Source organism: Streptomyces sp. NPDC029466 (assembly GCF_055574515.1).
This window is the reverse complement of the sequence record NZ_JBVHZH010000004.1, coordinates 135,179-161,735: the sequence shown is the minus strand read 5'-3', so window position 1 is coordinate 161,735 and position 26,557 is coordinate 135,179. Positions and strand designations below refer to the sequence as shown.

The 26,557-nt window shown below is 72.4% G+C and carries 27 protein-coding genes; 9 read left to right on the top strand and 18 right to left on the bottom strand.

Going from position 1 to position 26,557, the window contains the following annotated elements; all coding sequences use genetic code 11:
* Window positions 1-344: 344 nt before the first annotated feature.
* Window positions 345-1,283: an SCO2400 family protein gene (locus tag ACZ4XD_RS05950; protein ID WP_468038613.1), complete on the top strand. Its 939-nt coding sequence runs from the start codon at window positions 345-347 to the stop codon at window positions 1,281-1,283.
* Between the two features lie 8 nt (window positions 1,284-1,291).
* On the opposite strand, the gene ACZ4XD_RS05945 is transcribed toward ACZ4XD_RS05950, so the two are convergent.
* The 7 genes from ACZ4XD_RS05945 to ACZ4XD_RS05915 all read right to left on the bottom strand — a co-directional run bounded on the left by ACZ4XD_RS05945 (window position 1,292) and on the right by ACZ4XD_RS05915 (window position 8,283).
* Window positions 1,292-2,938, bottom strand: coding sequence for a protein kinase domain-containing protein (locus ACZ4XD_RS05945; RefSeq protein ID WP_468038611.1), 1,647 nt, complete (start codon window positions 2,936-2,938; stop codon window positions 1,292-1,294).
* Window positions 2,939-3,043: 105 nt separating this feature from the next.
* Window positions 3,044-3,274, bottom strand: coding sequence for a ferredoxin (locus tag ACZ4XD_RS05940; protein WP_468038609.1), 231 nt, complete (start codon window positions 3,272-3,274; stop codon window positions 3,044-3,046).
* A gap of 4 nt (window positions 3,275-3,278) precedes the next feature.
* Complete coding sequence (locus ACZ4XD_RS05935) at window positions 3,279-4,646, bottom strand: cytochrome P450 (protein ID WP_468038607.1); 1,368 nt, start codon at window positions 4,644-4,646, stop codon at window positions 3,279-3,281.
* A gap of 162 nt (window positions 4,647-4,808) precedes the next feature.
* Window positions 4,809-5,600 (bottom strand): ABC transporter permease, encoded by a 792-nt coding sequence (locus tag ACZ4XD_RS05930; protein WP_468038605.1) that lies wholly within the window; start codon window positions 5,598-5,600, stop codon window positions 4,809-4,811.
* A complete protein-coding gene (locus ACZ4XD_RS05925) occupies window positions 5,597-6,586 on the bottom strand; it encodes an ATP-binding cassette domain-containing protein (RefSeq protein WP_468038603.1) in 990 nt (329 codons plus the stop codon). The genes ACZ4XD_RS05930 and ACZ4XD_RS05925 overlap by 4 nt, the downstream gene beginning before the upstream one ends.
* Window positions 6,587-6,646: 60 nt before the next feature.
* On the bottom strand, window positions 6,647-7,483 hold the full coding sequence (locus ACZ4XD_RS05920; protein ID WP_468038601.1) for a DUF4097 family beta strand repeat-containing protein: 837 nt from the start codon (window positions 7,481-7,483) through the stop codon (window positions 6,647-6,649).
* Window positions 7,484-7,746: 263 nt separating this feature from the next.
* Entirely contained in the window at window positions 7,747-8,283 is a 537-nt protein-coding gene (locus tag ACZ4XD_RS05915; protein ID WP_468038599.1) for a hypothetical protein, read from the bottom strand.
* A 324-nt stretch (window positions 8,284-8,607) separates the two neighbouring features.
* Here ACZ4XD_RS05915 and ACZ4XD_RS05910 point away from each other — a divergent pair, with 324 nt between their 5' ends.
* Window positions 8,608-10,125: a serine/threonine-protein kinase gene (locus tag ACZ4XD_RS05910; RefSeq protein ID WP_468038597.1), complete on the top strand. Its 1,518-nt coding sequence runs from the start codon at window positions 8,608-8,610 to the stop codon at window positions 10,123-10,125.
* A 33-nt stretch (window positions 10,126-10,158) separates the two neighbouring features.
* On the opposite strand, the gene ACZ4XD_RS05905 is transcribed toward ACZ4XD_RS05910, so the two are convergent.
* The 3 genes from ACZ4XD_RS05905 to ACZ4XD_RS05895 all read right to left on the bottom strand — a co-directional run bounded on the left by ACZ4XD_RS05905 (window position 10,159) and on the right by ACZ4XD_RS05895 (window position 13,791).
* Window positions 10,159-11,664, bottom strand: coding sequence for an alpha/beta hydrolase (locus ACZ4XD_RS05905; protein WP_468038595.1), 1,506 nt, complete (start codon window positions 11,662-11,664; stop codon window positions 10,159-10,161).
* Window positions 11,665-11,799: 135 nt separating this feature from the next.
* Entirely contained in the window at window positions 11,800-12,537 is a 738-nt protein-coding gene (locus ACZ4XD_RS05900) for a PP2C family protein-serine/threonine phosphatase (protein ID WP_468038593.1), read from the bottom strand.
* 123 nt (window positions 12,538-12,660) lie between these two features.
* Window positions 12,661-13,791, bottom strand: a complete 1,131-nt coding sequence (locus ACZ4XD_RS05895) for a site-2 protease family protein (RefSeq protein WP_468038591.1) — start codon at window positions 13,789-13,791, stop codon at window positions 12,661-12,663.
* 201 nt (window positions 13,792-13,992) lie between these two features.
* Between ACZ4XD_RS05895 and ACZ4XD_RS05890 the strand changes: the two genes are divergently transcribed.
* Window positions 13,993-14,280 carry a hypothetical protein gene (locus ACZ4XD_RS05890; RefSeq protein ID WP_042151923.1) on the top strand — a complete coding sequence of 96 codons (288 nt, stop codon included), beginning with the start codon at window positions 13,993-13,995 and terminating at the stop codon, window positions 14,278-14,280.
* Between the two features lie 283 nt (window positions 14,281-14,563).
* Window positions 14,564-14,974 (top strand): hypothetical protein, encoded by a 411-nt coding sequence (locus ACZ4XD_RS05885; RefSeq protein ID WP_468038589.1) that lies wholly within the window; start codon window positions 14,564-14,566, stop codon window positions 14,972-14,974.
* A gap of 188 nt (window positions 14,975-15,162) precedes the next feature.
* On the opposite strand, the gene ACZ4XD_RS05880 is transcribed toward ACZ4XD_RS05885, so the two are convergent.
* From ACZ4XD_RS05880 to ACZ4XD_RS05870, 3 genes are all read right to left on the bottom strand, one after another.
* Entirely contained in the window at window positions 15,163-15,540 is a 378-nt protein-coding gene (locus ACZ4XD_RS05880) for a hypothetical protein (protein ID WP_468038587.1), read from the bottom strand.
* 166 nt (window positions 15,541-15,706) lie between these two features.
* Complete coding sequence (locus ACZ4XD_RS05875; protein ID WP_468038585.1) at window positions 15,707-16,330, bottom strand: transglycosylase family protein; 624 nt, start codon at window positions 16,328-16,330, stop codon at window positions 15,707-15,709.
* Window positions 16,331-16,494: 164 nt separating this feature from the next.
* A complete protein-coding gene (locus ACZ4XD_RS05870) occupies window positions 16,495-17,241 on the bottom strand; it encodes a 4'-phosphopantetheinyl transferase family protein (RefSeq protein WP_468038583.1) in 747 nt (248 codons plus the stop codon).
* A 254-nt stretch (window positions 17,242-17,495) separates the two neighbouring features.
* Here ACZ4XD_RS05870 and ACZ4XD_RS05865 point away from each other — a divergent pair, with 254 nt between their 5' ends.
* The 3 genes from ACZ4XD_RS05865 (at window position 17,496) to ACZ4XD_RS05855 (ending at window position 19,982) form a co-directional block, all read left to right on the top strand.
* On the top strand, window positions 17,496-18,752 hold the full coding sequence (locus ACZ4XD_RS05865; RefSeq protein ID WP_468038581.1) for a sensor histidine kinase: 1,257 nt from the start codon (window positions 17,496-17,498) through the stop codon (window positions 18,750-18,752).
* A 120-nt stretch (window positions 18,753-18,872) separates the two neighbouring features.
* The gene (locus tag ACZ4XD_RS05860; protein ID WP_468038800.1) at window positions 18,873-19,574 is read left to right on the top strand and encodes a response regulator; all 702 of its coding nucleotides are present in this window, start codon (window positions 18,873-18,875) and stop codon (window positions 19,572-19,574) included.
* A gap of 228 nt (window positions 19,575-19,802) precedes the next feature.
* Window positions 19,803-19,982, top strand: coding sequence for a DUF5708 family protein (locus ACZ4XD_RS05855; RefSeq protein ID WP_468038579.1), 180 nt, complete (start codon window positions 19,803-19,805; stop codon window positions 19,980-19,982).
* Window positions 19,983-20,058: 76 nt separating this feature from the next.
* Here ACZ4XD_RS05855 and ACZ4XD_RS05850 read toward each other — a convergent pair whose 3' ends face one another.
* The 5 genes from ACZ4XD_RS05850 to ACZ4XD_RS05830 form a co-directional block, all read right to left on the bottom strand.
* Complete coding sequence (locus tag ACZ4XD_RS05850) at window positions 20,059-21,303, bottom strand: helix-turn-helix domain-containing protein (RefSeq protein WP_468038577.1); 1,245 nt, start codon at window positions 21,301-21,303, stop codon at window positions 20,059-20,061.
* Window positions 21,304-22,247: 944 nt separating this feature from the next.
* Window positions 22,248-22,766, bottom strand: coding sequence for a DUF6344 domain-containing protein (locus ACZ4XD_RS05845; RefSeq protein WP_468038575.1), 519 nt, complete (start codon window positions 22,764-22,766; stop codon window positions 22,248-22,250).
* 453 nt (window positions 22,767-23,219) lie between these two features.
* A complete protein-coding gene (locus ACZ4XD_RS05840) occupies window positions 23,220-23,651 on the bottom strand; it encodes a DUF5994 family protein (protein ID WP_468038573.1) in 432 nt (143 codons plus the stop codon).
* Window positions 23,648-24,634 (bottom strand): acyl-CoA desaturase, encoded by a 987-nt coding sequence (locus tag ACZ4XD_RS05835; protein WP_468038571.1) that lies wholly within the window; start codon window positions 24,632-24,634, stop codon window positions 23,648-23,650. The genes ACZ4XD_RS05840 and ACZ4XD_RS05835 overlap by 4 nt, the downstream gene beginning before the upstream one ends.
* Window positions 24,631-24,861 (bottom strand): hypothetical protein, encoded by a 231-nt coding sequence (locus ACZ4XD_RS05830; RefSeq protein WP_468038569.1) that lies wholly within the window; start codon window positions 24,859-24,861, stop codon window positions 24,631-24,633. The genes ACZ4XD_RS05835 and ACZ4XD_RS05830 overlap by 4 nt, the downstream gene beginning before the upstream one ends.
* Window positions 24,862-25,419: 558 nt before the next feature.
* Here ACZ4XD_RS05830 and ACZ4XD_RS05825 point away from each other — a divergent pair.
* Window positions 25,420-25,977 (top strand): BlaI/MecI/CopY family transcriptional regulator, encoded by a 558-nt coding sequence (locus tag ACZ4XD_RS05825; protein WP_468038567.1) that lies wholly within the window; start codon window positions 25,420-25,422, stop codon window positions 25,975-25,977.
* Between the two features lie 322 nt (window positions 25,978-26,299).
* Window positions 26,300-26,491, top strand: a complete 192-nt coding sequence (locus ACZ4XD_RS05820) for a hypothetical protein (RefSeq protein ID WP_168480309.1) — start codon at window positions 26,300-26,302, stop codon at window positions 26,489-26,491.
* Window positions 26,492-26,557: the final 66 nt, after the last annotated feature.

Genomic DNA, 26,557 nt, shown 5'->3' with positions numbered 1-26,557 from the left:
CACGGGCGAGAGCCCCGCCTCGGCCGACCCACCAGTCGTCAAGTTTGACTAGTGAGCGAAGTGTGGAGGGTATGCCCCGCGGCAGCTTTAGTCAAACTTGATTAGACTCTGCGGTTCCGTCCCGGTGGCTGAGATTCGACCCCTCGACCCGGGGGCGCGTCGTGACATGTCCGGAGTGCGGGAGGGGACGCCCGGGAATCTGCACCGAAGCGTCACATGGCCTTCGCGTGGCCCTCGACGGGTGTCGTTAGCGTTACTGCCCGCTCGATCCCGCGTGCGAACTGGATCAGCTCGATCAGGTCGCCGGCGTCCCTGGCGGCGCAGCCAGCACAGAAAGATCGCAGATGGACTACTGCACGTCGTGCCGTCGGAGTCTCAACGGGGCGCTCGTATGTCCGGGATGTGGCGATTATGCGCCGGACATAGCCCCGCCCACGCACCGTCGGCAGAGCGCGACGGCCGCCGCCGCGATGTGGGAGTCCTGGCCGCCGGAGGAAACCCCCGCCCCGGGGCCCCGGCAGGGTCGCCACGCCGATGCCGCGCCGTTCGCCGGTGGCGCCTTCGGTGCCGCGTCGGCGGAAGCGGCGGAAACGGCGGAAACCGCTGCTGTCGCGGATGCGGATGCGCCCGGCGACGCCGAGATCCCCGCGCCCACCGGGCAGGGCCGGGCGGCCCGGCGCCGGCAGCTGGCGCGGTGGAAGAAGCACCGGCGCCGGGCCGCGGCCGCCACTGCCTTCGCGCTGGTCGGCGGCGGTCTGACCGTCAGCATGCTCCAGAACAAGCCGGCCACCAACGGCACCCACGCATCCTCGATGCCGGAGCCGGAGAGCGTGTCCACGCCGCGGACGGAGCCCGCCGCCTCGTCGACGGACCGGTCGGACAGCGAGGCGTCCCGGCACCCCGGTGCCCGCCCGTCGCTCCCGTCCGGCCGGCATGCCCGCCGCGACGCCGGCACCCCGGTGCCCGCCACCACGGCCCGGCAGCCGCAGTCCGTCACCCCGTCGCACACCGCCGCACCCCGGCGACCGGCCGCGCCCACCGAGGCCCCGGAGGACAGGGCAGCGCAGCCCGCCCACACCGATGCCGCGGCTCCCGCGACGAGCGACCCGGCCGGCTCCGGCGGCTCCAGCAGCTCGGGAGATTCCGGCGGCTCGGGCGGCTCCGGCGGCTCCGGCGGGGACACCTCGCCCTCGCACACGGCACCGACCAGCCCGTCCGCACCGGAGGCCGGGTCGTCCACGCCGTCGGATGTGTGTCTGCTGGGATTGGTGTGCGTCGGCTGAGCTGACGGCTAGCCGACCCGCTGCCTTCCGCGGCGCCGGGAGACCGCTGCGGCCGGGGCTGCGGCGCCCTCGCGGGGCTCTGCGCCGGACGGCTCGGCCGCGCCGCCACTCACCGACTGCGGCGCCCGGGTGCGGGTCTTGAGGACCTGGGCGCCGATGGCGAGCGTGACGGCCAGGAGCAGGACGTAGAAGACGCCGATCTTGCGGAGGTCGTCGAGGAAGAACCAGACGGCGGCCAGCGACGTGAACCAGAAGGCGATGAGCGCGAAGCCGCCGGTGTGCTCGTCCTTGTAACCGGCGGCGAGGCACAGTGCGGAGACCGCGCCCAGGACCAGGGCGATGATGACGTAGTGGGTTTCCCAGCCGATGTTGGCGCGGGCCAGCTCGGACCACACGGCCACGGCCTCGGCCACCGGGCCCCAGACCACCGCGCAGGCGAGCCGTGCCGACCACAGCAGCAGCACCGATCCGGCGACGGCGGCCAGCAGCGCGACCCTGGAGAACTGGCCGGTCTCGATCATGTCGGTCCGGGATATGACCAGGCACAACAGGCAGCCGAGCAGGGCGACCGCGCCCTCGGCCGTCGGCCGGAACACCACGCGTCCCGGTCGGCGGCGGACGGCCCGCGGCGACGGTGCGCTCCCGGCGGGGGCGGGCGGAGCCACCGCCGGAGCGGGGCCGGTGGAGGCCGGGGCGGGGCCGGCGGAGGGGGCGGGGTCCGCGGTCGGAGCGGGAGCCACCGCCGGAGCGGGAGCCATCGCCGGGCCCGCGGCCGCGGGATCGAGTGCGGTGGGGATGGGGGTGGAGGCAGCGGGCGACGGTGCGGCGTGGGGGGCCGCGGTGAGGGCCGTGCGCATGGTGGCGGCGTCCGCGAAGCGGTCCTCCCGGCGCTTGTGCAGCGCGCGGGTGATCACCGCGTCCACGGCGGGCGGGAGTTCCGGGCGGAGCCGGGAGGGCGGTACCGGTTCCGCGGCCAGATGCTGATGCATGACGGAGAACGGTGAGTCGCCGGTGTACGGCGGACGCCCCGTCAGCAGCTCGTACAGCAGACAGCCCACGGCGTACAGATCGGTGCGGTGGTCGGTCACGGCCCCGTTGATCTGCTCGGGGGCGAGATAGGCGGGGGTGCCGACCGCCACGCCCGTCCCGGTCAGCCGGGTGGCCACCTCGCTCAGCGCCTTGGCGATGCCGAAGTCGACGACCTTGACCGCGCCGGAAGCGGTGAGCATGACGTTCGCGGGCTTGATGTCCCGGTGCACGATGGCGTGCTGGTGACTGTGGTCCAGCGCCGCCAGCACCTGCCCCGTGATGTCGACGGCCTGCGCCACGGCCAGCGGGCCGTCCCCCAGCACCTGGCTGAGGGGCCGGCCCGCCACGTACTCCATGACCAGATAGGGCTCGGCCGCACCGCCGCCGGAGTCCTCACCCACGTCATGAACGGTGGCCACCCCGGGGTGGTTGAGCGCGGCGGCGGCATGCGCCTCCCGCTGGAAGCGGGTGAGGAACTCGGGCTGCATCGCCAGCTCGGCGGAGAGGGTCTTGACGGCGACGGTGCGGCGCAGCCGGTGGTCGACGGCGCGGTACACCGTCCCCATCCCGCCGTGCCCGAGCTGTTCCACCAGCTCGTACCGCTGCCCCAACATCCTGTGTTCCACCGGGTTCCTCCAAGGACCGACCATGCCAACACGCCGGAAGACGTACGGGAGAGCGGACGGGTTCCCCGCCCCGCGGCGGGGCGGGGGCATGCGAAGCGGTGCCGGCTACCGCTCGTCCGGGGGCGAACTGCCCGTGCTGTTCTGCTCGGTGGCGGTGAGGGCGGCGGCCGGGCAGAGTCCGGCCGCCAGCCGGGCACTGGCGTGCAGCCCGGGTGGTGGCGCGGCGGTCCGGAGCACTACCAGGCCGTCCTCGGCGTCCTGGTCGAACACCTCGGGGGCGGTCAGGGCGCACATCCCGGCGCCGATGCAGCGGTCACGGTCGATGCTCAGATGCACCGGACTACTCCTTGTCCCAGGTGACGGGGAGTTGGTGCACCCCGTGGATGTTCATGGCGTCACGCAGCGGTACGTCCTCGGGCGGGACGGCCAGCCGCAGCGTCGGGAAGCGGCGGAACAGCGCCGGGAAGGCGACCCGCATCTCGACCCGCGCCAGCTGCTGGCCCAGGCACTGGTGGGCGCCGTGGCCGAAGGCCAGATGCCCGGTCGCCTTCCGCTGAAGATCGAGGGTGTCGGGGTCGGGGAACTTCAGCGGGTCGCGGTTGGCGGCCGCCACGGACACGGTGACGGTGTCGCCGGCCTTGATCAGCCGGCCGTCCAGCTCGATGTCCTCCAGGGCCGCCCGTATGCCGGTGTGGGCGATGCTCAGATAGCGGAGCAGTTCCTCGACCGCCTGGTCGGCGAGGCCGGGATCGCCGCGCAGGGCGGCGGCCTGCTCGGGGTGGCACAGCAGGGCGAAGGTGCCGAGCCCGAGCATGTTCGCGGTGGTGTCGAGACCGGCGGCCAGCAGGAAGCCGCCGATACCGGCGAGTTCGTCATCGGTCAGTTCAGTGGTGGTCAGGTCGCTGAGCAGGTCATCGGTGGGGTGGGCGCGCTTGGCCAGTACCAGTTCACGGACGCATGCGGTGAGTGCGGTCATGGCGGCCATCTGCGCCTCCGGGCCGGAGTCCGGGCTGCTCAGCATCGCGGTGTGCTCCTGGAAGCCCGCGCGCTCGGACTCCGGGACACCGAGCAGTTCGCAGATCATCAGGGCCGGGACCGGGTGCGCGAACGCCCGCACCAGATCGACCACGGGTCCCTGGCGCTCCATGGCGTCGAGGTGGTCGGCGGTGATCTGCTCGACGCGGTCGGTGAGCCGGCGCATCCGGCGGACGGTGAACTTGCCGGCGAGCAGCCGCCGGTAGCGGGTGTGCTCCGGTGCGTCGATCCCGGTGAGGTCGCCGAGGGGCGCCGGGGGCAGCGGACCGGAGGGCCCGCCCGGCAGGGGGTAGCGCAGCAGCTCGTACCGGGAGCTGAAGCGGGGGTCGGCGGCGATCGCCCGGGTCACGGCGTGTCCGGTGGCCAGCCAGCCGACGTGCCCGTCGGGGTACCGCATGGGGCGCAGCGGCTGCTGCTCGCGCAGTTCCGCCAGCTCGGCGGGCGGGTCGAAGGGGCAGCCCGCGGCGCGGGTCAGCGGCAGGGTCACCGGCTCGGGCTGCGCCGCCGCCTCCTGAGCGGTCTGCCCGGTCGTGGGTGCGGACGGCGCGGATGCGGTGGATGGTGCGGATACGGCGGGTGGCGTGGATGCGGTGGCCTGTGGGGATGCGGTGGCCTGTGCGGATGCGGCGGCCTGTGCGGATGCGGCGGCCTGTGCGGACGGTTCGTGCTGCATGAGGTCCTCCGATGAAGGGTGACGGCAGGGCGAAGCGTTGCCGGGCGGAGTGCGGAGTGGAGTGCAGGGTGAAGTGCGGTGCGGCGTGCGGCCTGTGGCTGTGGCTGTGGCCTGCGGCGAGGCTTGTGGAACGGTCTGGCGAGCGCGCTGTGGAGCGGCCGTTCAGCGGGTGGCGCTGCGGCGGAAGGCCGTACGGGCCCACAGGTAGCCGACCAGGGTGAGGCCGACGCACCAGGCCACGGCGCCTATCGCGGCGCCGCCGACCCCGGTGCCCATCAGCAGGCCGCGCAGCGTCTCGATGACCGGGGTGAAGGGCTGGTACTCGGCGAACCAGCGCAGCCCGGTGGGCATGGACTCCGGGGGGACGATGGCACTGCCGAGGAACGGCAGGAACTGCATCGGCAAGGGGATGTTGCTGGCCGTCTCGACATTCCTGGCCACCAGCCCGATGGCGGCCGACAGCCAGGTCAGCGCCAGGGTGAGCAGGGTGAGCAGGCCGGCGGCGGCGAGCCATCCGAGCGGGGTGGCGTGCGGCCGGAAGCCGATGAGGAGCGCGACGCCGATGACGAAGGCGATGCTGACCAGCGTCTGGAGCACACTGCCGACGACATGCCCGGTCAGGAACGAGGCCCGGGATATCGCCATCGTGCGGAAGCGGTTGACGATGCCCTCGGTCATATCGGCGCAGACGCCGACCGCGGTGACCATGGCGCCCGAGGTCGCGGCCATGAGGATGATGCCGGGGGCCACATAGTCGATGTAGTCGATGCTGCCGCTGCTCGTCCCACCGATACCGGTCCCCAGGGCGCCGCCGAAGACATAGGTGAAGAGCAGCAGCATCAGGACGGGCATGGCGACGACCGAGACCGTCATGGAGGGGTAGCGCAGGGCGTGCTTCAGATTGCGCCGCAGCATCGTCCGGGCATCGCGGGCCGCGTAGGTCAGGGTGGTCATCGGGCGTTCTCCTTCGGAGAGTTGGCCTCGCTGGCGGACCGGTCGCGGCCGGTGAGGGTGAGGAAGACATCGTCGAGATCGGGGGTGTGCACGGTCAGTTCCTCGGCGCGGACCGACGCCCGGTCCAGGGTGTCGAGGACGGCGCGGAGGGCGGGGACACTGCCGTCGCCAGGGACGTGCAGTGTGAGCGCCTCACTGTCGTGGGCGGTGGCATTGAAGAGGGCGGCGGCCGCGTCGAGTCGGTCCGTGTCGGCGAACCGGAGGCGGATATGGCCGCCGGGGATCCGTCGCTTCAGCTCGTCCGCGGTGCCTTCGGCGACCAGCTTTCCGTGGTCCAGGACGGCGATGCGGTCGGCAAGTTGGTCGGCCTCTTCCAGATACTGCGTGGTCAGGAAGATGGTGACGCCGTCGTCGGCGACCAGGCTGCGGATGATCTCCCACATGGTGCGCCGGCTGCGGGGATCGAGTCCGGTGGTCGGCTCGTCGAGGAAGATGATGCGCGGATTCCCGACCAGGGTCATCGCGAGGTCGAGCTTGCGGCGCATACCGCCCGAAAAGGTGGCGACGGGCTTGGTGGCGGCCTCGGTGAGTTCGAAGCGGCGCAGCAGCTCGGTGGCGCGCCGTCGGCCTTCGCGGCGGTCGAGATGGTGCAGGTCCGCCATGAGGAGCAGGTTCTCCCGGGCGGTGAGCAGGTTGTCCACCGCGGCGAACTGGCCGGTGACACCGATCGCGGCGCGTACGGCGTCCGCCTCGCGGACCAGATCGTGGCCGGCGACCCGTGCCTGGCCGGCGGTGGCGGGGATGAGGGTGGAGAGGATCTGCACGGTGGTGGTCTTGCCCGCGCCGTTGGGCCCGAGGAGGGCGAAGACCGTGCCTTCGGGGATGCGCAGGTCGATGCCGTCGAGCACCACCTTGCCGCCGTAGGACTTGGATAACCCCGTGGCGTCGATCGCCGTCGCGACGGCGGTCGTGGTCGTCGTGATCATGAGTGCCCCGTTTCTGGATGTGGTGGTGGCCGGCCGCCAACGGCCGGACCGGTCAGGAGCTCAGGAGCGGCGGATCAGGATGTCGCCGATGCTGGTGTGGGCGCGTACCTCGACGGTCTCGGCACTGTCGCCGGGGCCCTCCGCGGCGCCGAGGTCGTTGTGCACCCTGCCGAGGCCGGTGGTCACGTCCAGCCAGGCGGCCGTGGACTCACGGATGCCGACCTCCAGATCACCGGCGGCCGCCTGGAGGACGACCTGGCCGCGGGCCACTTCGCCGATCCGGATGGCACCGTTGGCCGACTTGGCATCGACTCCGGCGTGGGCGACACCGACGGAGATCAGGCCGTTGGACGCGCTCGCCCGCAGGGCGCCGGTGACCTCGCCGATCGTGGTCGCGCCATTGCCGTTCTTGACCAGCGCCGCGCCCGCGATCTCGCCGACCTCGATCCGGCCCGCGCCGAAGATCTCGGCGTCACCCGCTACGCGGTCCAGCCGGATGTCGCCGTACTGGGTCCGCAGGTTGACGGCCTCTGCCACATCGACCTGGAGGTCACCGAGCGAGGTCTTGAGCCGGCACTCGCCGAGCCGGCCTTCCACGGTGAAGTCCGCCATGGGCGAGGTGCCCAGGACGTCCGACCCGGTCGGCAGCTCGATGGTGACGGCGACGGAGCCGGACTTGCCGAAGAGGGAGCGCTTCTTGGGGCCCTTGACGAGCAGCTTGCCGCCGGAGCAGGTGACCTTGGTCTGCTGCGCGGCCCGTACATCGGCCTCCACGGTGGCGTCGCCCGGCAGCACCTCGACAACGGTGTCGGTGCGCTTGCTCGCGGCGATCCGGACGGAGCCGAGGTCGATCTCAACGGTGACGGAGAGCGGTTCGGGTGTGTCGAAAGCAGGCATGGCTGTGCCGTCCTCATGACTGGTGGGAGTTCCCGCCGCACGGGCGGGTGAAGGAGTGAAGGAGTGAGTGAGTGAGTGAGTGAGCGGGTGGGTGAGTGAGTCAGCGGGTGGCCGGGTGAGTCAGCGGGTGCGGTGAGGGGGCGCGTGCGAGGTGGTGCAGTGCATCGGCGCAGGGCCGGGCCGGCCCCCGGTCTTCGGGTGACGGGCCGAAGCCCCTGGCCCCGGCGGCGGCCCGGCACCCCCGCCCCTGGTGCCGGCCCGCCCTAGCGGACCCACCCCGTATAGCCCTGCTTGCCCCCATAGCGGGGGCCGCGGCCCGCCGGGCGGCTGGGGGCGCCGGGTTCCAGGGCCGAGGCGACGGCCCGCACCAGCCAGGCGTTGACCGAGAGGCCTTCCTGTCCTGCGGCCTCCTCGACCCGGGCCTTGAGCGGGGCGGGAAGGCGGAAGTTGATGCGCGCGGTGCCGCCCTCGTCGGCCTCCGGAGTGGCCGGGGAAGCGACCGCCCGCGGCTCGGCCGGCGCCTCGGGCAACTCCGGCTGCCCGTACGGCTCGTGCACCGGCGGTGCGGTCACCACGAACTCGGGGTCCAGCCCGCGCAGCCGCAGATCGACGGATCCGGGGGCCAGTTCGCGGGTGATCTCGGTCATGGCGGAGGAGAGGGCGTTCAGCAGCGTGAGCCGGACGGCCGACTCCAGGGGAGTGGTGAGCCGCTCGGCCAGGGCGCGGGCTTCTTCTCCGCCCGTGTCCGCGGCGACCGCGAGCTCGTGCCGGAGATTGTCGACGTAGGGCGTGAGGTCCATGACGCCATCATGGCATCACGATGGCGCCATCGCAAGCCACCCTGGCGCATGAATGGCATCACTGGCGCCATCGTGGCGTCACGCGAGGCGCCATGCGCCTTCCGCCACCGCTCTTCGCGCGGCGCCGGCGGTTGCCGCGCCGGTCGGCCCGACGGCGAACGGCGGCGGCTCCCGCGGCAGTTGCCAGCGCGCCCGGTGGCCTCGCCCGGCCGGCCCCGCCCACGGCTCCGGAACCCGGGAACGCCGCCCCTCGGCACCCTCGAACGGGCGGGCTATGGTGCTTCCGCAAGACTGTTCAACCCGTGCGGGGGAGGCGAACTCACGGTGTCCGATCTGGGACGGCTCGTAGCCGAGCGGTACCGCCTGGTGGAGCGGGTCGGCCGTGGTGGCATGGGCACGGTGTGGCGGGCCGAGGACGAGCTCCTCGGGCGGCCGGTCGCCGTGAAGAAGCTGCTGGTACCCCCGCACCTGAACGACGACGAGATCGAGACGCTCTACGAGCGCACCCGCCGCGAGGCCCGCAGCGCCGCCCGGATCACCCACCCCCATGTGATCGTGGTGCACGACGTCGTCGACGACGAGGGCCTGCCGTGCATCGTCATGGAGTACATCCCCTCGGTCACCCTGGGCGACCTGGTGAAGAGCAAGGGGGCACTGCCGCCGGGCGAAGCGGCCCGGATCGGCGCCGGCATGGCCGCCGCGCTGCGCGCCGCCCACGACGCCGGGGTGCTGCACCGGGACATCAAGCCCGCCAATGTGCTGCTCGGGAACGACGGGCGGATCGTCCTGACCGACTTCGGTATCGCCGTGCAGTCCGGCACGCCCTCCCTGACCCGGACCGGTGAACTGGTCGGGTCGATCCAGTACCTCGCGCCGGAACGCCTCCGCAGCGGTATCGCCGAGCCCGGCCCGGCCTGTGACCTGTGGTCCCTCGGCGCCACGCTCTACCAGGCGGTCGAGGGGCAGCCCCCGTTCAGCCGGGACACCGCCATCGAGACGGCGTACGCCATCGTCACCGAGGAGTACCCGCCCCCGCGCAACGCCGGTGACCTGGCCCCGGTGATCGCGGGTCTGCTCGTGAAGGAACCCGGGGAGCGCATGGATGCCCGTGAGGCCGAGCGCCTCCTGAGCGGCCATACGACCGGCCCGGGGACCCTGCTCGACGACCAGGCCACCAGGCCGCAGCGCGCCGAGGTCCCCGCGGTTCCCGCCCGGAAGGGCAAGCGGGGCCGGCGCACGGCGCTGTGGAGTGCCGCGGCCATGGCGGTCGCCGCTTCCGTGACCGGTGGCGTGCTGCTGTGGCCCTGGGGCGGCGCCGATGCGACCAGCGCCACCCCGCCCAAGTCCAAGACCTCCGGCCACCCGTCGGCTCCCCGCCCCCACTCGCCGCCGCCGGTGCCCTCCGGATACCACCTCGAAGAGCCGGGCAAGGGCTTCTCCCTCCCCGTACCGGACGGCTGGAAGCAGAAGCATCCTCCCGGCGCTGACATCGCCTACGTGGACCCGCCCGAAAAGGTGGGCCTGCGGATCAACATCGTCCCGTTCGCCGGCGCGAAGGATCCGGTCCAGCACTGGCGGGAGACCGAAGAGGACCAGACGCGCCGGGACAACCCGGGCTATGAGCGGGTCCGGATGGACCCCACGACGTTCCGTGGCCGGCCCGCGGGCTACTGGGAGTTCACCTTCAACGGCTCGGCACGGGAGTACCGGGCGGTGGAGGTGGCCTTCAGCAGCGCCGACGGTACCCAGTACGTGGTCTATCTGTGCGCGCCGAACGAGCAGTGGACCCGGTACCGGCCGATCTTCGACACCGCCCTCCAGGGCGTCCGGCTGCGCGCTTAGGGGCCTGTTCTCCGCATCAGCCGTAGCCGCGGCTCAGTCGGTGCAGCGGGTGTCCGTCTGCGGGCGGCGCCCCGTCGTCAGGAAGGCGGTGACGGTGCGGTCACCGCAGACGGGGCCGTTGGCCAAGTAGGCGCCGTGGCCCCCGTGTTCGAGCGTGAGCAGCCGGGCCCGCCCGCCCAGGGACCGGCGCATCTTCAGCGCGCCGAAGTACGGGGTGTTGGGGTCCCGGCGGTTCTGGACCATCAGGATGTTGGACGGTCCGTCGGCGGTGATCCGGGTGGGCGGCTCCGCCGGTGCCTGCCAGAAGCCGCAGGGCGTGATGTTGACCGGCATCCCGGCCGTCAGCGGGTGCCGGACGCGGTCGGCGGCCACCGCCCGCCGGTGGGCCGGGAGGGACGCCGGCCAGCGCACATCGTTGCAGACGGTGGCCATCGTGGTCGCCGCGTCCTGGTCCGGCAGCGGCCCCGCGAGGGTGTCCGGCAGCACCGGCTCGGCGGCCGGGTCCTGGGCCTGCTGGATGAGCCGGGCCGCCCCGGCGAACAGCCCATCGTTTTCCAGGGCGTCCAGAAGCGCCTGCCGCAGCCGGTTGCCGGTCAGCGGGACGCCCGGCGTGGTGGACTCCTTCGGCTCGCGGTCCAGCTCGGCGGCCAGTGCGAGGAACAGCGGCCGGACGTCCGCGGGCCGCCGCGCCAGTCGCAGCCCGTCGCGCTCCCGTGCCGGGTCGGCGGCCCAGGCCGCGAAGTCGGGGAAGCGGTCGTCCACGCCCGCCGCCGTGTTCGCCAGCCATCCGCGCCCCACCCGGGCCGGGTCGGGGTCGCCGCTGCTGTCCAGCACCCAACGGTCGGTGTGCCGCGGGTACTTCTGCGCATACACCGCTCCGACGTACGTCCCGTACGACTGCGCCCAGGCCGACAGCTTCTTCTCGCCCAGGGCCCGGCGGAGGCGGTCGATGTCGCGCGCCTCGTTCACGGTGGTGAAGCTGCGCAGCACGGCACCGCCATGGCGGCGGCACGCCTCGGCGATCCGCCGGGAGCGGGCGGCGTTCCCACCGATCCCGCCGTCCGGCCCCGGCCAGGACCGCAGCGTCACCAAGTGCCGGTCGGCCGGGGCGAGTTCACAGCCCGCCCGGGTGCTCCCGCCCACTCCCCGCGGGTCAAAGCTGACCAGGTCGTACGCCCCCGCCATCGCCTTCCGCAGCGCCGGCCCCTTGGTCTTCAGCCAGTGCACCCCGGACCCGCCGGGCCCGCCGGGGAGCACCAGCAGCGTCCCCCGGCGCGCCGCGGGACGCTCGCTGCGTACCCGGGTCACGGCGAGGCCGAGCCGCGGGCCGTCCGGGTCGCGGTAGTCGAGCGGTACGGGCAGCCGGGCGCACTCCTGGCCGCTGAGGCCGCCGGGCTCGCCACAGGGCCGCCAGGTGAGGGCGGGTCCGTTGGTGCCGGGAGCGTCGGCGCGGGCCACCGGGGCGGCCGCGGTCACCGTGGTGGCGACGGTGGCGACGCAGAGCGCGAGAAGGAGGGCGCGAGGGGCGTAAGTCGTCATGGGGCAAGGGTGGTTGAGGGGTTCCCCGCTGCCCATCCGGCAGCCCGGAGACCGGGGGTGGGGTTAGCCCGAGTAGCCCGACCATGCCGTGCCGCGCGCCGTCAGCCATGGGGCGCTCCGGACCGGTCCCTCCGTCTACTCGCCGATGGCGATCAGCGCCAGCGTGATGTTGTCGGGGCCGCCCGCCTCGATGGCGGACTTCCACAGTTCGAAGGCGGCCCGGCCGCCGCTGTGAAGTTGCAGCAGGTCGTTGAGGGCGTCCTCCGGGACGGGGTCGGTCAGCCCGTCGGTGCACACCAGGTAGCGGTCGCCCGGGGACAGCGGCGCTTCCCGGACATGCGGGGTGATGGCGCTGAAAGCCTGGGTGCCGCCGAGCGCCTGGGTGACGAGCGAGGTGGTGCGCCGCCCCGGGGACAGCGGCGGGCTGTCGTCCACGCTCACCTGGCGCAGCCCGTCCGCCGTCGCGTCGAGCACCCGGCTGTCACCGACGTTGAACACCAGCAGCGACTCCGCCAAGACGACGGCGCCGGCGACCGTGGTGCCCATGGTGTTCAGCTCCGGGTCCCGGCCGGCCGCGTACACCGCGTCATTGCAGAGGTTCAGGGCGTCCCTGACCGCTTCCTCGGTGTCCAGTGACGGGCCCAGCGCCGCCAGTTGGCGCACGGCCAGGGCGCTGGCCACTTCACCGGCCGGCTGCCCGCCGATGCCGTCGGCGACCGCGACGACCAGCGGGGTGCCGAGCGGGAAGACCAAGGTCTGCGGGTTCTCGGTCATGGTGCCGCAGAGCGTCCAGGGGCCGGCCACCAGGCTGTCCTCGTTGTGCTCGCGCAGCAGTCCGGGGTGGCTCAGCGCGGTCACGGTGACGTACTCCATACCCCTGTCCCGTTCCGGGCCTCCGCTCCGGCAGGCCCCGTATCCCCCGGGGGCGTTCCGTACCACCATTGTGGGCGCCGAGGGGCGGCGGCGCGCGCCCGCCGCGCTGCCCCGGGCGCCGGGTCAGGCGCTCTCCTTGCCGCCCAGGGTCTCGCGCTGCATCAGACGGGAGATGTCCTTCCCGGTGACGATCCCGACCAGATGCCCCGCGTCCACGACGAGGATGCGGGCGCCGGTCCGCAGGCTGAGCTTGTCCAGCGCCTCGGTCAGCAGATCGTCCGGCGCGGCGACCGCGCACTGGGACAGCGGGGTCGCCACCTCGCGCACCCGCAGCGTCTCCCGGCCGGCGGCCGGTACCGTCGCGAGCCGGCGCAGCTGCACGATGCCGCTGGGCCGGCCCTCGAAGTCGAGCAGCGGCAGCGCGGAGTACCGGGAGTGCACGGCCACCTCGTCGATGAAGCGCTGGACGGTCAGCCAGTCGGCGCCGGTGGCCACCGGACCGGTCATCGCCTCGCCGACCCGGAGCCCCCGCAGGGACCGGTGCAGGGCCGCGCGGCGCCGCTCCGCACCGGCGACGATCATGATGAAGAGCCCGATGAAGACGATCCACAGCCCGCTCGTCGCCCCGCGCAGCACGGAGATCCAGCCGGCGGCCACCAACAGCAGCCCCATGATCTGGCCGCCCCGGGAGGCCGCCAGGTCCGCACGCTCCCGGTCCCCCGTGCGCCACCACAGCACCGCCTGCACCACCCGGCCGCCGTCCAGCGGCACGGCGGGCAGCAGATTGAACACGCCCAGGAACAGATTCGCCCAGCCCAGCCAGGCCAGGACGACGGAGGGCACCGCCCAGCCGGACACCCCGTGCAGTCCGGTCCCCGCCCCCAGGGCGACACCGCCGATGACCAGGCTGATCAGCGGTCCGCTGACGGCCACCGCGAAGGCCGCCGCCGCGGTCGGCGGCCGCCCCATCCGGGTCGTCCCGCCCAGCGCCCACAGCGTCACGTCCTGCACCGAGATCTTCTTCCGCAGCGCGGTCGCGGCGTGCGCCGTCTCGTGCAGCAGCAGGCTGCCCATCAGCAGCGCGGCCCCCACGACTCCGCCGACGGCGTACACGGCGTCCGAGCGGCCCGGCGTCCAGACGGGCAGGCCCTGCCGGCCGAGTCCGTACGCGAACAGGGCCACCAGCAGCGGCACGCTCCAGTGCATGCGCAGCGGTACCCCGACCACCTGTCCCACCCGGACCGAACCGTTCATGGTCGTCTCCTGCCGGCCCGGCGCCCGGTTTCCCCGGGCAGGTCTCGCCGACCCGCGCTCCGTGAACCGGCCGCCCGGCACTCACCCCAATTGTCGCTCGCGGAACCCGGGGGGAGTCCCCTTACGCTGGAAGAACGGACCGGCTCGCGGTGGGTACCGACGGCGCGGCCGATCGTGACCGACGAACTGCCGGAGGTCGTCATGGGGCCCAGACACCACTTCCATCTGGATCAGGGGGACCACTCGATCACCGTGAACGTCGGACCCGGCCGGTCCGGCGAGATCGAGCTCCTGGTCGACGGCAAGGTGGTCGCGTACCAGAAGGAACACCGCGCCGGAATGAACGTGCTGACCGGCGAACTCCCCGAAGAGCCCGCCCACCCCTTCCGGGTCCTGCTGCGCCAGCCGCATCTCGTCCCCTCCGTGCCCCGGTGCACGCTGGAGCTGGACGGTGTGGAGCAGCCCATGCCGGAGCGGCTGGTGCTCTGAGCCCCGGTGTGCCGGCCGGCGGATGACCGGCCGGCTCCCGGTGCACGCCCGGCCGCGGCCCCGCCCGCCCCCGGGCACCACCGATGCTCTTCGCCTGCCCGCGCCCGGCCTGGCGGCCGCCCGCCCCCGGCCGCGCCGTCCCCCGCGAGCCCCACGAGGTGTTGGGCCACCCGGCTGATTGTGGCCGCCGGGGGTTTCGCTCCCGCGGGTTGAACGCCGATGCGGACCGACCGCGGCAGCACGATACGTCTGGCATCCGAAGGACGAAGAGGCGAGGAGCGACGTGAGAAAAATTGCGCAGGCGGGCGGCATCGTCGGGGCGTGCGGGCTGGTGCTGCTCGGCGGCGGGGTGGCCCAGGCCCAGGTGATTCCCAGCGACTCCCTGCTCGCGGCCGTCGTGGGCGCCGATGTCGGCACCGTGGCCGGCATGGTCTCCGGAGTGGTCTGCAACAACCGGCTCGCCGACTTCAACTACCACTCGCCGGTCTTCCGTTCGCCGCACCCCTGCATCAACGGGCCGGTACGCAGTGGGAACAGCCTGAACAGCGGCAACTTCCTCAACCACGGCAACCCGAACGCCAGCGGCAACATCGCCAACACCAACGGGTCCACCAACAGCGGCAACGCCGTGACCGGCTCCGCGTCGGGCAGCGGCAACAGCGTGCAGCGCATCGTGAAGGGCATCCTGCACTGACCGGGACCGGCCCCTGACACGGCTACGGCCAACGGCCCTCTTCGACAGCCGTCCCCCGAGCGCCCGGCGGATTCCGCCGGGCGCTTGCCGTGTGCCCCGCGGCCGTGCGGCACCCCGGGGCCGGTCCGTGGTCCGGACACGGCTCCGGCCCCGGACGCGCCGGGGCCGGAGGACGGGTCAGGACCGGGTCACAGCTTCTGCTTACCGCCGCGGCCGATGTGCTGCAGGTTGTTGCTGGTCTTGTTCTCGGCTCCGGTCGTGCCGCCCGCATCGTCGTTGGTGTTGCCGTTGACGTTGGTCGGGCTACCGCTGTTGCTGTTGTTGCCGGACAGGTGAACGTTCTGCGAGTTCCGGACGTTTCCGCTGTTCAGCGGCCCGTTGATGCAGATTCGGGCCCGGTTGCGGCAGCTGAATCCGGCATGGAAGTTGGCGAAGGTGTCGCTGTTCCACACACCGTCCCCGTCGAACGGCCCGTCCCAGGCCTGGGCGGGCGACGCCCCGCCGACGGCCAGGAGCAAACCGCAAGCTCCTGCCACCACAACATTGATGCGTGCCATGTTCTTCACTGTGTGCTCCTGCACCTCGCGGTTGATACCCCGCGGTCTTGCTACCGGCCACGCCCCCATCCACCAAGCCTGAGCAACGGCCCGTCCCGCGCATTCACCCGCACCGATCAGCGGATTCACCGTGACGGCCCTTTGGAGCATCCGGCAGCGGAGTGCCGCCCCGCCCTCAGGCCCGCAGCCGCAGCCGCTGCCCGGGGTAAATGTGGTCCGGCCCCTGGTCGAGGGTGTCCTTGTTCAGGTCGTACAGGGCCTTGGTGCCGCCCGGGGTGTGGGTGCGTTCGGCGATGACGGAGAGGCAGTCGCCGGGCTGCACCACATAGCTGCGGGCGGCGGTGTGGCCGGGGGACGTGAGGCTACGGGTACGGGGGGCCGCTTGCGGGGCCGGATCGTCGGGCGGGGTCTGCTCCACGGCACGGGAGGAGCTGTCGTCGCTGTCGGCGGTCCGGGCGCAGTTGGGCCAGGCGGACAGCCCGCGGTCCCGGACGATGCGCTCGCCGATGGCGATCTGCTCGTCGCGGGTGGCGAGGTCGGCGCGCGGGGCGTAACGACGGCCCCCGTAGGCGCGCCAGGTGGCGGGGTCGATCTGGAGCCCGCCGTGGTAGCCGTTGCCGGTGTTGATGTGCCAGCGGCCGTTGCTCTCACAGGCGGCGATGCGCTCCCAGTCCGGCGCCGGGCCCGCCGGGGAGCCGGCCGCCGCGGCACTCGGGCCGGCCGCCCCCAGGACACTCAGCACGACCAGCAGCACGGACAGGAGCGTTTCGACGGACCGTTTGGCGAGGGGCGACGGCATGACGGCAATCCTCCGCGGTGCTCCGGCAACGCCGTGACGCGGTACTCGCCACGACCGGTGGGCACGCACCAACTAACTGGGCAATATGGTTTTTGCCGTGACGGGGCGCCGCGACATGCGGAGGTTTCACCCGGGTGGGCGCCGGGTCCTGCGGAATCCGGTAATTACCCCGCCGAATAACAGAAGGCCGGGACGAGCGCGAGGGATTCCGGGACGGCCACCGCGCATTCGTACGCGGGGGAAAAGGCGAAGTTCCGTACCGATACCAGGACTTCACCGCCGTGGAAACCGGGGACGCGGACCGTTCCGTGGTCGCCGGGGAAGCCCGCCTCGATGCGCTCGGGCGCGAGGGACAGCCCACGGCCGACCGCCTGGAGGGCGGCGTCCTTACGGACCCAGAAACGGGTGACGAGGCGGTCGCGCCCGGCGGCGGGGCGGCCGGCCACAAGGTCCGTCTCATGGGCGGTCAGCACCTCGTACGGGGTGTACGGGGGCGAGGTTTCGGGGCGGACGGATTCCACCGAGAACCCCATCCGGCGGGCGTCGTCGCCGCAGGCCACGACCAGCAGCCCGCGGGTTCCGTACAGCTCCCAGTGGCCGGCGGCGGCCATCGCGGCGCTCACCTGCCCGGGGAGCCGGTCCCGGAGCCGGCGGCCGGCCGCGCCGTCGAGGGTGGCCCGGGAATGGCCGTTGAGGCCCGCACAGTCGTCGGGGGAGAGTCCCGTGCCCGAGCCGGGGGGAGCGGCGGGTCCTACGGGGACGACGAAGACCGGGACGGGGGTGGCGACGGGGGCAGGGTGGCCGAGTGCGAGCGGGACCGGGCGGGCCCGGCCGGGGTGTGGCCGAGGGGCGACCACGCCTTGGTCAAGGGATTGGGGACAGAGTTCGAGAAGAGCGGCGTTCGTTTCCACGTACTTTCCGTCCTCCGCAGTTGAGCGGTGCCGAGGCCATACCGGGTCAGTGACTTCCCGCCATATCGATGGCCCCTCTCCCCTCTTCCGCCTCCATCGACCGGACGGGACAGCCCCAGGTTTCCAGCCCCCCGGAGCGTTCGGGTCATCCCTCCTGCTGATGTCGGGCTACATACTTCGATGTACGGCGGACCGGCCCGAATTCCGGCGCCAGGGCCAGGAGAACGGGTCATGAGCCGTCGTACTGTCCTGGTGTGTGGTTACGTCCCTTCACCAATACGCACGCGCGCGGCCGCCCCCTGCCGCTCCGTGACCTGCGCCTGGCAGTGGGCTTCTTCGCCGGCTGCCTGATCCTGTACGTCCTGGGCGGGCCACGGGTCATGGGGGGCGATCTCCCCGTGTGGCGGGCCGTGCTGCCGGTGCTCGTGCTGTGCACCGCGACGGCTTTCCGCAGCACCGTGCCGCTGGTCGCGGTCGCCGTCGGCACACTCACCGTCGGCGTGCAGATGGCCGCCGGGGGAGGCCTGGGCCCCCTCCTCGTCTATACGGATCTGCTCTATGCGGCCGCCCTGTACGGAGCCCCGTGGCTGTGCCGGGTCCTTCAGTACGGGACCGTCGCGGCCACTGTGGCGGCCACCATCGCCCTGGTCCTCATAGGCGACCGCTCCGAGGGCGTGACGAGCGGTGTCCTCATCGCCCTGGTGCTCATCTCGCCCGTATGGACCGCGGTGCTGATCCGGAACCACAAGGAGCGGGCGGATGCCGAGCGGCAGCGGGCCGCCCAGATCGACCGGCTGGCGGAGCTGGACCGCAAGACCGTGCTCCAGACCGAGCGCACCCGGATGGCCCGTGAGCTGCACGATCTGGTGGCCAACCACCTCAGCGCGATCGCCATTCACTCCAGCGCGGTGCTCTCCCTGACCGAGGCACAGCGGGCGAAGGACGGTACGGCCGCGGAGGATCCGGTGCTCCAGGCGCTCTCGGTGATCCGGGAGAACAGTGTGCAGGGGCTGGCCGAAATGCGGCGGATGGTGGTGCTGTTGCGATCCGACCGGGGGGTGGCCGACGACTGGGACCGGCCGCAGTTGAACGCGCTGGGGGCGCTGGTCGAACAGGCCCGGCCGGCCGCCGACGCGGCGGCCCTGACCCTGCACACCGACCTCCCCGAGAGCTTCCCCGAGGTGTCGTCGGTGATCGAGGTGACGGCCTACCGGATCGTGCAGGAGGCGCTGACCAATGTCCTCAAGCACGCGTCGGCGGGGCGGGTGCGGATCTGCTGCCAGGCCGGCGCCGAGCAGCTGACCATCTCGGTCGACAGCCCGCTGGCCCGGCCCGACGGCCGGGCCCGGCAGCGCCCCGTGGAGCAGCTGATGACCGGTGCGGGCGCCGGGCTCGCCGGGATGTCCGAGCGGGCCGCCCTGGTCGGCGGCAGCTTCGACGCGGGCCCCGACCGCACCGCCCCGGGGCGGTGGCGGGTGCGTGCGGTGCTGCCGCTGGCCCAGAACCCCTAGGAGACGAGAAAGGTGGCACAGCCAGTGAGGGAGTCAGCGGCGGACGAGCCGGGGGGCGGGCCTGCGACGGGCGGGCCTGCGACGGCACCGGCGGAAGGCGCGCCGAACCGGCCACCGGGCATCCGGGTGCTGGTGGCCGACGACCAGGCGGCCGTACGGTCCGGGCTGGTCCTGCTGCTGCAGACCGCCCCGGGCATCACGGTGGTCGGGGAGGCCGGCGACGGTGCGACGGCGGTGCGTCTGGCCGAGGAACTGCGGCCCGATGTCGTGCTGATGGACATCCAGATGCCGCGGCTCAACGGCGTCGCCGCCACCCGCGGCATCGTGGAGCGCGGCCTCGCCGAGGTGCTGGTGCTGACCACCTTCGACCTCAACGAGTACATCTACGGGGCGCTGCGGGCCGGGGCCGGCGGCTTCCTGCTCAAGAACGCGGAACCGGCCGTACTGGTCGGCGCGGTACGGGCGGTGGCACACGGGGAGGGGTTCCTCACCCCGGCCATCGCCCGGCGGCTGATCAGCGAGTTCGCCGACCGTCCGGCCTTGGACCCCACCCTCCCGGACGACACGGCACAGGCCCTCGACACCCTCACCAAACGGGAGTTGGAGGTGCTGGCCTGTATCGGAAGCGGGCTGGCCAACAGCGCCATCGCGGAGACCCTCGATCTCGCGGAGGGCACCGTCAAGACCCACACCAGCCGCATCCTGTCGAAGCTGAAGCTGCGCAGCCGGGTGCAGGCGGCGATTCTGGCGCAGCAGCACGGGATAGCCGGGCGGGGGCAAAAGGGAGCGCTCTCAGGAGAGCGGCCCCCCACCGGCCCCTGATTTTCCCCGCGCCTCCCCTATCCGTCCCCTAGCCGCCCCTGACCGGAGCGGTAGTACATAGAAAGTGACAGACGGCGGGCGGAAAGTGCCTACCTGCGGATGATCCGAATGTTCCGGCGGGACGGGACCCTGGTCCGTACAAGGAGTCCGATGCGGAGTCCGACAGGGAATCCGACCACGGAGTCCGACCACACAATCCGACACCATCACACGGGACGAGGAAAATCCATGAAGGGCATTGCCATAGGCATTGTGGTGACGATCGCAGGTCTGGCCCTCTGGCTGAGCACAGAGGAAGTGGAGAACTCGGTCATCTCGCTCCACAAGGCCGGGCTGATTTTGGCGATCATCGGTGCCGCGGAGGCCCTGTTCGCCTTACTGGCACTCGGAAAGAAGACGAAGAAATAGCGCGCATTACACGGAAGGAAGGACTTTACCCGGCAGGAAGGAATATCTGCCGCTGCGGCGTCTTTGCCCGGCGGCCTCACTTCCGCATGTCGATGAGCTCCGTCAGCCGTTCCCGGGCCCGCTCGGCATGCCGGTATGCCTGGGCCCGCCGGAAGAGCTCCGCGGAAGAGCGGAAGTATCCGACGGCCCTTTCCCGGTCGCCCGCCCGCGCACACGCCGCCGCGATCTCCCCGAGCGCGGCGGCCTTCTCATGGCTGCGGCCGGTGTCGGGGAGCGCGGCCAGCTCCTCACCGAGGGCGAACAGCCGGGCAAGGTCACCGGCCGCCTCCGCCCCGGCCGCCTCCGCCGTGGTCAGCCACAGCGGAAAGCCCGGCTCCTGGGCCACCGAGGCGACCACCAGACCGCGCTCGACGAGGCTGCGGGCCGCCGCCGGCTCGCCGCGGCGCAGCAACAGCAGCGCGTAATGGCCGTTGATCTTCTCCCACAGCGGGAATCCGGCGGCGGGGGTGACCCGGCGCGCACACTCGCCCAGCAGCGCGGTGGCGCGCTCCGGCTCGCCCCGGTCGCGCAGGTCGAGGGCCCGGTGCAGATCGACGGAGGCACGCGGCCCGGGAAGCACCCCGTCCGCCGAGGGCCGGCCGTGGTCGGCGTCGGCCGCCCAGTCCGGGCAGCCGCTCCAATAGGCGCAGCGGGTGAGCACATCGAGCGCGAGCAGCGAGTGAAAACCGGTGCCGGGGCGCCGGGCGGTGCATTCGAGGTGGCCGGTCAGCGCATAGCGCAGTCCGTCCTGGACCCGGCCGGCCGACTCCAGCAGATCGGCGAGCGCGATCAGGGTGCGCAGCCGGGGCTCCGCATACGGCTCGGGGGCGAGCTCCGTCAGCATCCGCTCCAGGACCTCGGCGCCCTCGTCGGGGCGGCCGAGCGTGCCGAGGATTTCCGCGATGGCGAGCTGGGCCTCGGTGAAGACATCGTCCTGCCGATGGGCCGGCTCCGTGTCGGCGAGTGCACGGAATTCCGAGAGCGCCCCTTCGACATCTCCGCCGTCCCATTGCCTGCGGGCCGCCACCAATCGTCCGACCAGGTCGAGCCGGCGGACACCGGCGTTTTCGGCGGGCACGGCGTCTCCGGATATTTCCGCCACGCCGACCCCGAGGCGTTCGGCCAGGATCTTGAGCGCCCGGCCACTGGGAATACGCTTCCCGTGTTCGACCAGCGAGATATAACTGGATGACATTTCGGCCCCGGCCAGGTCGTGCTGGGTCATTCCGGCACTGACCCGCAACTCTTTGATTCGCCTCCCCGTGTCCGCCAGCTCAGGCATTCCACAAACCCTCCGGTTTTCGAACGGTGGATGACCCCGGGCGGCTGCTTCAAATCGCCGAGTCACAATGAGTGCTCGGACTTTACCAAGCGGTCAAGAGGAAGTCGACCAATAGGGGGATTCCTCCACCGGCCTTCGCCGGGCATGCGGAGATCATTTAGCGGGGATGCACGCAATGCGGACACCGCCCGCAAGGGCCGCCGCGCCGCAGCGAAAAAGCCGGGTCACCCGGTGCGCGCATACCCGCACGTCGCCGGGGCCCGCGGGGGCACTCATCGGCGTCGTACCGCCACCCGGAGACACATCACGGGCTCGCGGAGGTGCGCAGCGAAGGTGCGCATCGGAGGCACTTCCCGCTCACTGCCGAAGGAAGCCCGACACGCATACGGCGCGCGCGGAGCTCGGGCGGGAGCTGGGAAGAGGCCCGGGGACCGGCGCCCGGTCGGGGGCGGAGCGGTGGAACTCCCGGGGTGTGACAGGTGGTTCAGGTCTGTGGTCGTACGGTCTCTCAGATATCACTGCTGCTCTGGCTACGGCTGTCGCCGGCCGGGTCGCCCGTTGCCACGGGTCATCGTCCGTCCCGGCGCCTTCGGGTCGTTCACCTCTGCATCGGTTTCACGTGGAACATGTCGGCTTCCGCGCTTTCGTCCACACCTGCCTACAGGTCCGCGTCCGAGCCGGCGTCCGCCTCTGTGGCTGTCACTGCGCCTATCCCTGCGCATGCGTCTGCCTCTGTGGCTGTGGCCGTCGCTGTCGCTGCGCTATCCCTACGCGAGCGTCTGCCGCTGTCGCCATGCCTGTCTCTGCTGCTGCGTCCGTCTCTGCTTCAGCGTCAGTCCCTGGGGATCACCGCTGCGCGCTGCTGCGATGACTCATACCTCCGGGCTGCCGCGAGGTGTGCGTACGCAGCCGTGTGGATCACGCCGATGTGTGCGCCGTCCGGATCAGACGTAGCGGGCGGTGTGCGCACGGTTGCGGGCCGCCGGAATGACCGCGGAGCGCGCGTGCGCGTCGGCACGGTCGGCGTCCGGCGTGGTCCCGGCCGGGTCGGTGTGACCGGCGGAGGTCAGCGGCTCGGCGCCGGAGGCGAGGCGGCTACGCATTCCCGGCGAGGTGCCATGCGCTTCGGCCCTGATGCGCTGCTTGATCGTCGGCGGCAGTTCCGGACGGGCGAACCCCCGTCGGGCCGGGGTGGCTTGGCCGTACAGCGGTACGGTGCGCGGAGCGGGCACGGCGCGGGTCGGCCGTTCCGGATGATGCTCCGGTACAGCGGGGCGTTCCGCCTCCGAGGCTTCACCGCCCGGGGTCTCGGCGCCCGCGTTCCCCTTGCCCAGGGTCCGCTCGTACAGTGCGGCGTCCCGGCGTGCGGCTGACGCCGCCGCGGAGACTCCCAGTGATGCCAGCAGCTTGCCGAGCACGGCAAGGCATACCGCCCAGAACTTCATGACCTTGGTCGCAGCCATGGCCCCTCGCTTTCGGTCGGGATCTCCCCGAGAGATCCGTTGCGTCTACTGCGTCTACTGCGTCGTGCTTCCTCTGGTGCTTCGCTTCAGTTGCGCCGCTACCGGTGCACCACTTGGATGGCGTCGCTTCTGTTGCGTTTTCTTATGATGAGTACGTAATGGGCGGATTCACGGACCGACGCCCCCGGATCGGCGTTCTTCTGATGAACACCACCCGTACGCAGTAGTCGAGGCCGTGGCCAGGGGCGTAGGCATGGCCGTGAGGGGCCGGGCCGCCGAGGCCGAACGGCGCTCCCGCCCGCGGTCTCTCCTCACGTCGCCCCGCATCGCCCCATCGCGCCTCGTGCGCCTGGCATCGCCTGAGGCCGCGATGGCGGTTTCACGTGAAACGGCCGCAGAGGACGGCGAGTTGGCGGCTCCCGGGGGCCGCGCCCCGCTTCTCCGCGACTCCCCTCAGGCCGGTGTCGGCTCCCCCGTGCGGGCCATCTCCGCCATCATGCGGACGGCCTCGGGCTCAGGGGTGGTGGGCGGGATGATCAACAGGTCCCAGCGGCCGTGGCCGGAGGAGACCAGGCAGATGGTGTCCGGGCCGGGGCGGCCGGTGGTTCTGCGGAGGCGGACGACATGGCCGGCGACGAGGGTGTGGGAGGGGAGCGCGGGCCAGCCGGCGCCGTTCACCGTGGCATGGGTGATCCGGGGCCAGTCGAAGGGCAACGCGGTCAGCAACTCCGGGAGTTCGGCCAGCAGATCCGTCGAGTGCGGCCACCAGAGACCGTCCAGGCGCCGGGTCGTCTCGGTGTGCGGGGCGATGGTCAGGCGGGCGACGGGCGGTGGCGCGTGGTGCTCGGCGTGAGCGGGGTGGGGAGGGTCCCCGGAGGTGGTCATGCGGTGCTCCTGAGGCGGCGGGCCGCCACCCGTTCAGGATCGGGCCAGCGCACGTCCCAGACCCAGCCGAGACGCTCGAAGAGCCGGATGACGGCGGCGGATACATCGGCCTGGCCGCGGTCGACGCCGTGCCGGGCGCAGGTCGGGTCGGCGTGGTGCAGGTTGTGCCAGCTCTCGCCGAACGACAGCAGGGCCAGCGGCCACAGATTGGTCGCCCGGTCATGGCGCCGGGTGCGGAAGGGCCGCTCGCCGATGACATGGCAGAGCGAATTGACGCTCCAGGTGACGTGGTGCAGCAGCGCGATCCGGATGAATCCGGCCCACAGCAGGGCGGTCAGCGCGGTGACCCAGGAGCCGCCGAGCGCCCAGCCCAGCGCGAACGGCAGGCCGAGCGTGAGCAGACACAGCACGGGGAACGCCCGGTCGACCGCGCGGATGCCGCGGTCGGCGAGCAGATCGGGCGCGAAGCGGCGGTGCGAGGTGGGGTCGTCGCCGAACAGCCAGCCGATATGCGAGTGGACCAGGCCGCGCAGCTGTCCGCGCAGGCTGGTGCCGTAGCGGTAGGGGGAGTGTGGATCGCCGGGGCGGTCGGTGTAGGCGTGGTGGCGGCGATGGGTGGCGACCCAGTCGATGACATCGCCCTGGAAGCTGAGCGAGCCGGCGAGGGCGAGCGCGATACGCAGCGCGGGCGCGGCCGTATAGCTGCCGTGGGTGAGGCCGCGGTGGAAGCCGATGGTGACGCCCAGACCGCTGATGACGTAGAAGACGGCCAGCAGGACGAGGTCGGTGAGGTGGACGACACTGCCCCAGAGGAGAGGAATCCCGACGGCCAGACCGACGAACGGGGCGACGACGATGATGCCGGTCACGGTGACATACATCCGCCGGCCACTGCTCGGCGGGGACTCGGTGCCGTCGTCAGGGAACGGGGAGGTCCCGTCGTAGTCCTGGGCCGACGGGACGGAGCGGGCGGTGGACGTCACAGGTCGTTTCCCGCCTTGCCGGAGGGCGGCGGCGGCCCGGCCGCAGGGGCTTCGGAGCCGGCCTCGCCCTGCGCCCGCTTGTGCCTCCGCTGCCGAACGGACTGCTTCCAGTCCGCGTACCGATGGGTCTGCATCCGCCCCGCCCCCTGGGCATTGACCCGGGCGATGAACAGCGCGCCCAGCGCCACCAGCGCCAGCAGCACGACCACGGTCCACAGAGTCTGCATGGTGCTCACCTCACTCGGGCGGGCCGCAGCAGCGACGCGCCCGGTGTTGTGGTCCCCGAGTCCCTTGGTGTCTTCACGGTACCCCGCACCGGCCGGGCAAATCCCCTCATAAGCGGCGATAGCCCGGCACGCTCGAACGAAGGGGCCACGGCCAGGCATCTTCTACAAGGTTGTAGACGGCGCTCGGCGTGAGCCGTGTGCGTGGGCGCCCCCGCCAGGGGGCCGGGGGGGGGGGGGGGGGGGGGGGGGGGGGGCCGCCCCCCCCCCCCCCCCCCCCCCCCCCCCCACCGGCCCGGAGGTCCCGCCTCAGACATTGACGCCGAAGCCCTTCGCGATGCCCGCCGGCCCCGCCGCATGACCCTGGCCCTGGCCCACCGCGCGGCACTTCCCCTGCGTTCCGGGCGCGCCTCAAAATCTACAGAGGTGTAGAAGTAGAGCCCCGGGGATCGATGCCGCAGGCTCCGGGCCGGAGGAGCCACCGCCCTGATTTCGGCCGCTCAGTAAGATGCCGGGGCGTCCCGGGCGGCGGGGCACCCGGCGCGACGGGAGGCGACGACAGTGGGCGGGAAGTCCTTCGGGAAGGCGCCGGACGGTGGGGAATCCCCTGAGCCGGGGGACTGCGACGGCTCCGGACGGGAGCGTGCCCGCCGGCGCGGCCAGGGCCGGCTGGAGGCCCAGGTGCTGACCGCGCTGCACGAGGCGCCGGGCCCGGCCACCGCCGCCTGGGTACAGGAACGGCTCGGCGGCGACCTCGCGTACACGACCGTGATGACGATCCTGTCCCGGCTGCACGCCAAGCAAGCCGTCACCCGTGAGCGGTCCGGTCGCGCGTACGTCTGGGTCCCGGCCGCCGACGAGGCCGGTCTCGCGGCGCTGCGGATGCGCCGCGTACTGGACGGCGAACCGGACCGGGACGCCGTACTGGCCAGCTTTGTCTCCGCGCTCTCCGCGCACGACGAGCAGGTGCTGCGCGCGCTCCTCGACCGCGCCACGGCCGACGGCCCCGCCCCGGCCGACGCCCCGGCGACCACCGGCCGCCCGGCCGCACCCACGGAGCCCGGTACGGGCCCGGCCCCCCACCGGCCCCACACCTCGGACGAAGCCCACGGAGACTGACCGGCGGGCGGGCACAGCTGAGCCGCCGTCACCATGACCCACTGCGGGCACGGCCATCTCCCCGCTCTGCGCGCACAACGCACCGGTTGCGCTGTTCGTCGTTCTGAAGGCGGCAACGCCGCTCTGAGTGCACACTGATCCCTGACCTCACCGGGCCGGACACGGCCCACCGGACCGCGCACGCTCCACATCGGACAACTTCTACAAGGCTGTAGACCTTGCCGGTAGAGTGCGCACACATACGCAACAGGCGTGGCCGGAGGGGGAGATGGCGACGAGGTGCGGACTCCTGACCAGGGACTGCCCGCCTCCAGAGGCGGAGGTGCGATGGGTCTATCAGCCGGTGGAGGTCCAATACCCGGACGGCGGATGGACGTTGGGCCGGATCAACGCCTGGTGGACGGATGGCGCGGGCGAGCTGTGGTGCCGGCTGCGCACCCTGCCCGGCGCATGTCCGCAGTGGCGGCGTTACGACCCCGAGTCCATCCTGCTGCTGCCCAGCGCCGGTATCTGATCCGCCACGCCCCGACGACGCCGCCGGTCCCGCCGACCGCCGTGGCCGGAGTCGAGGCCGGGGCCA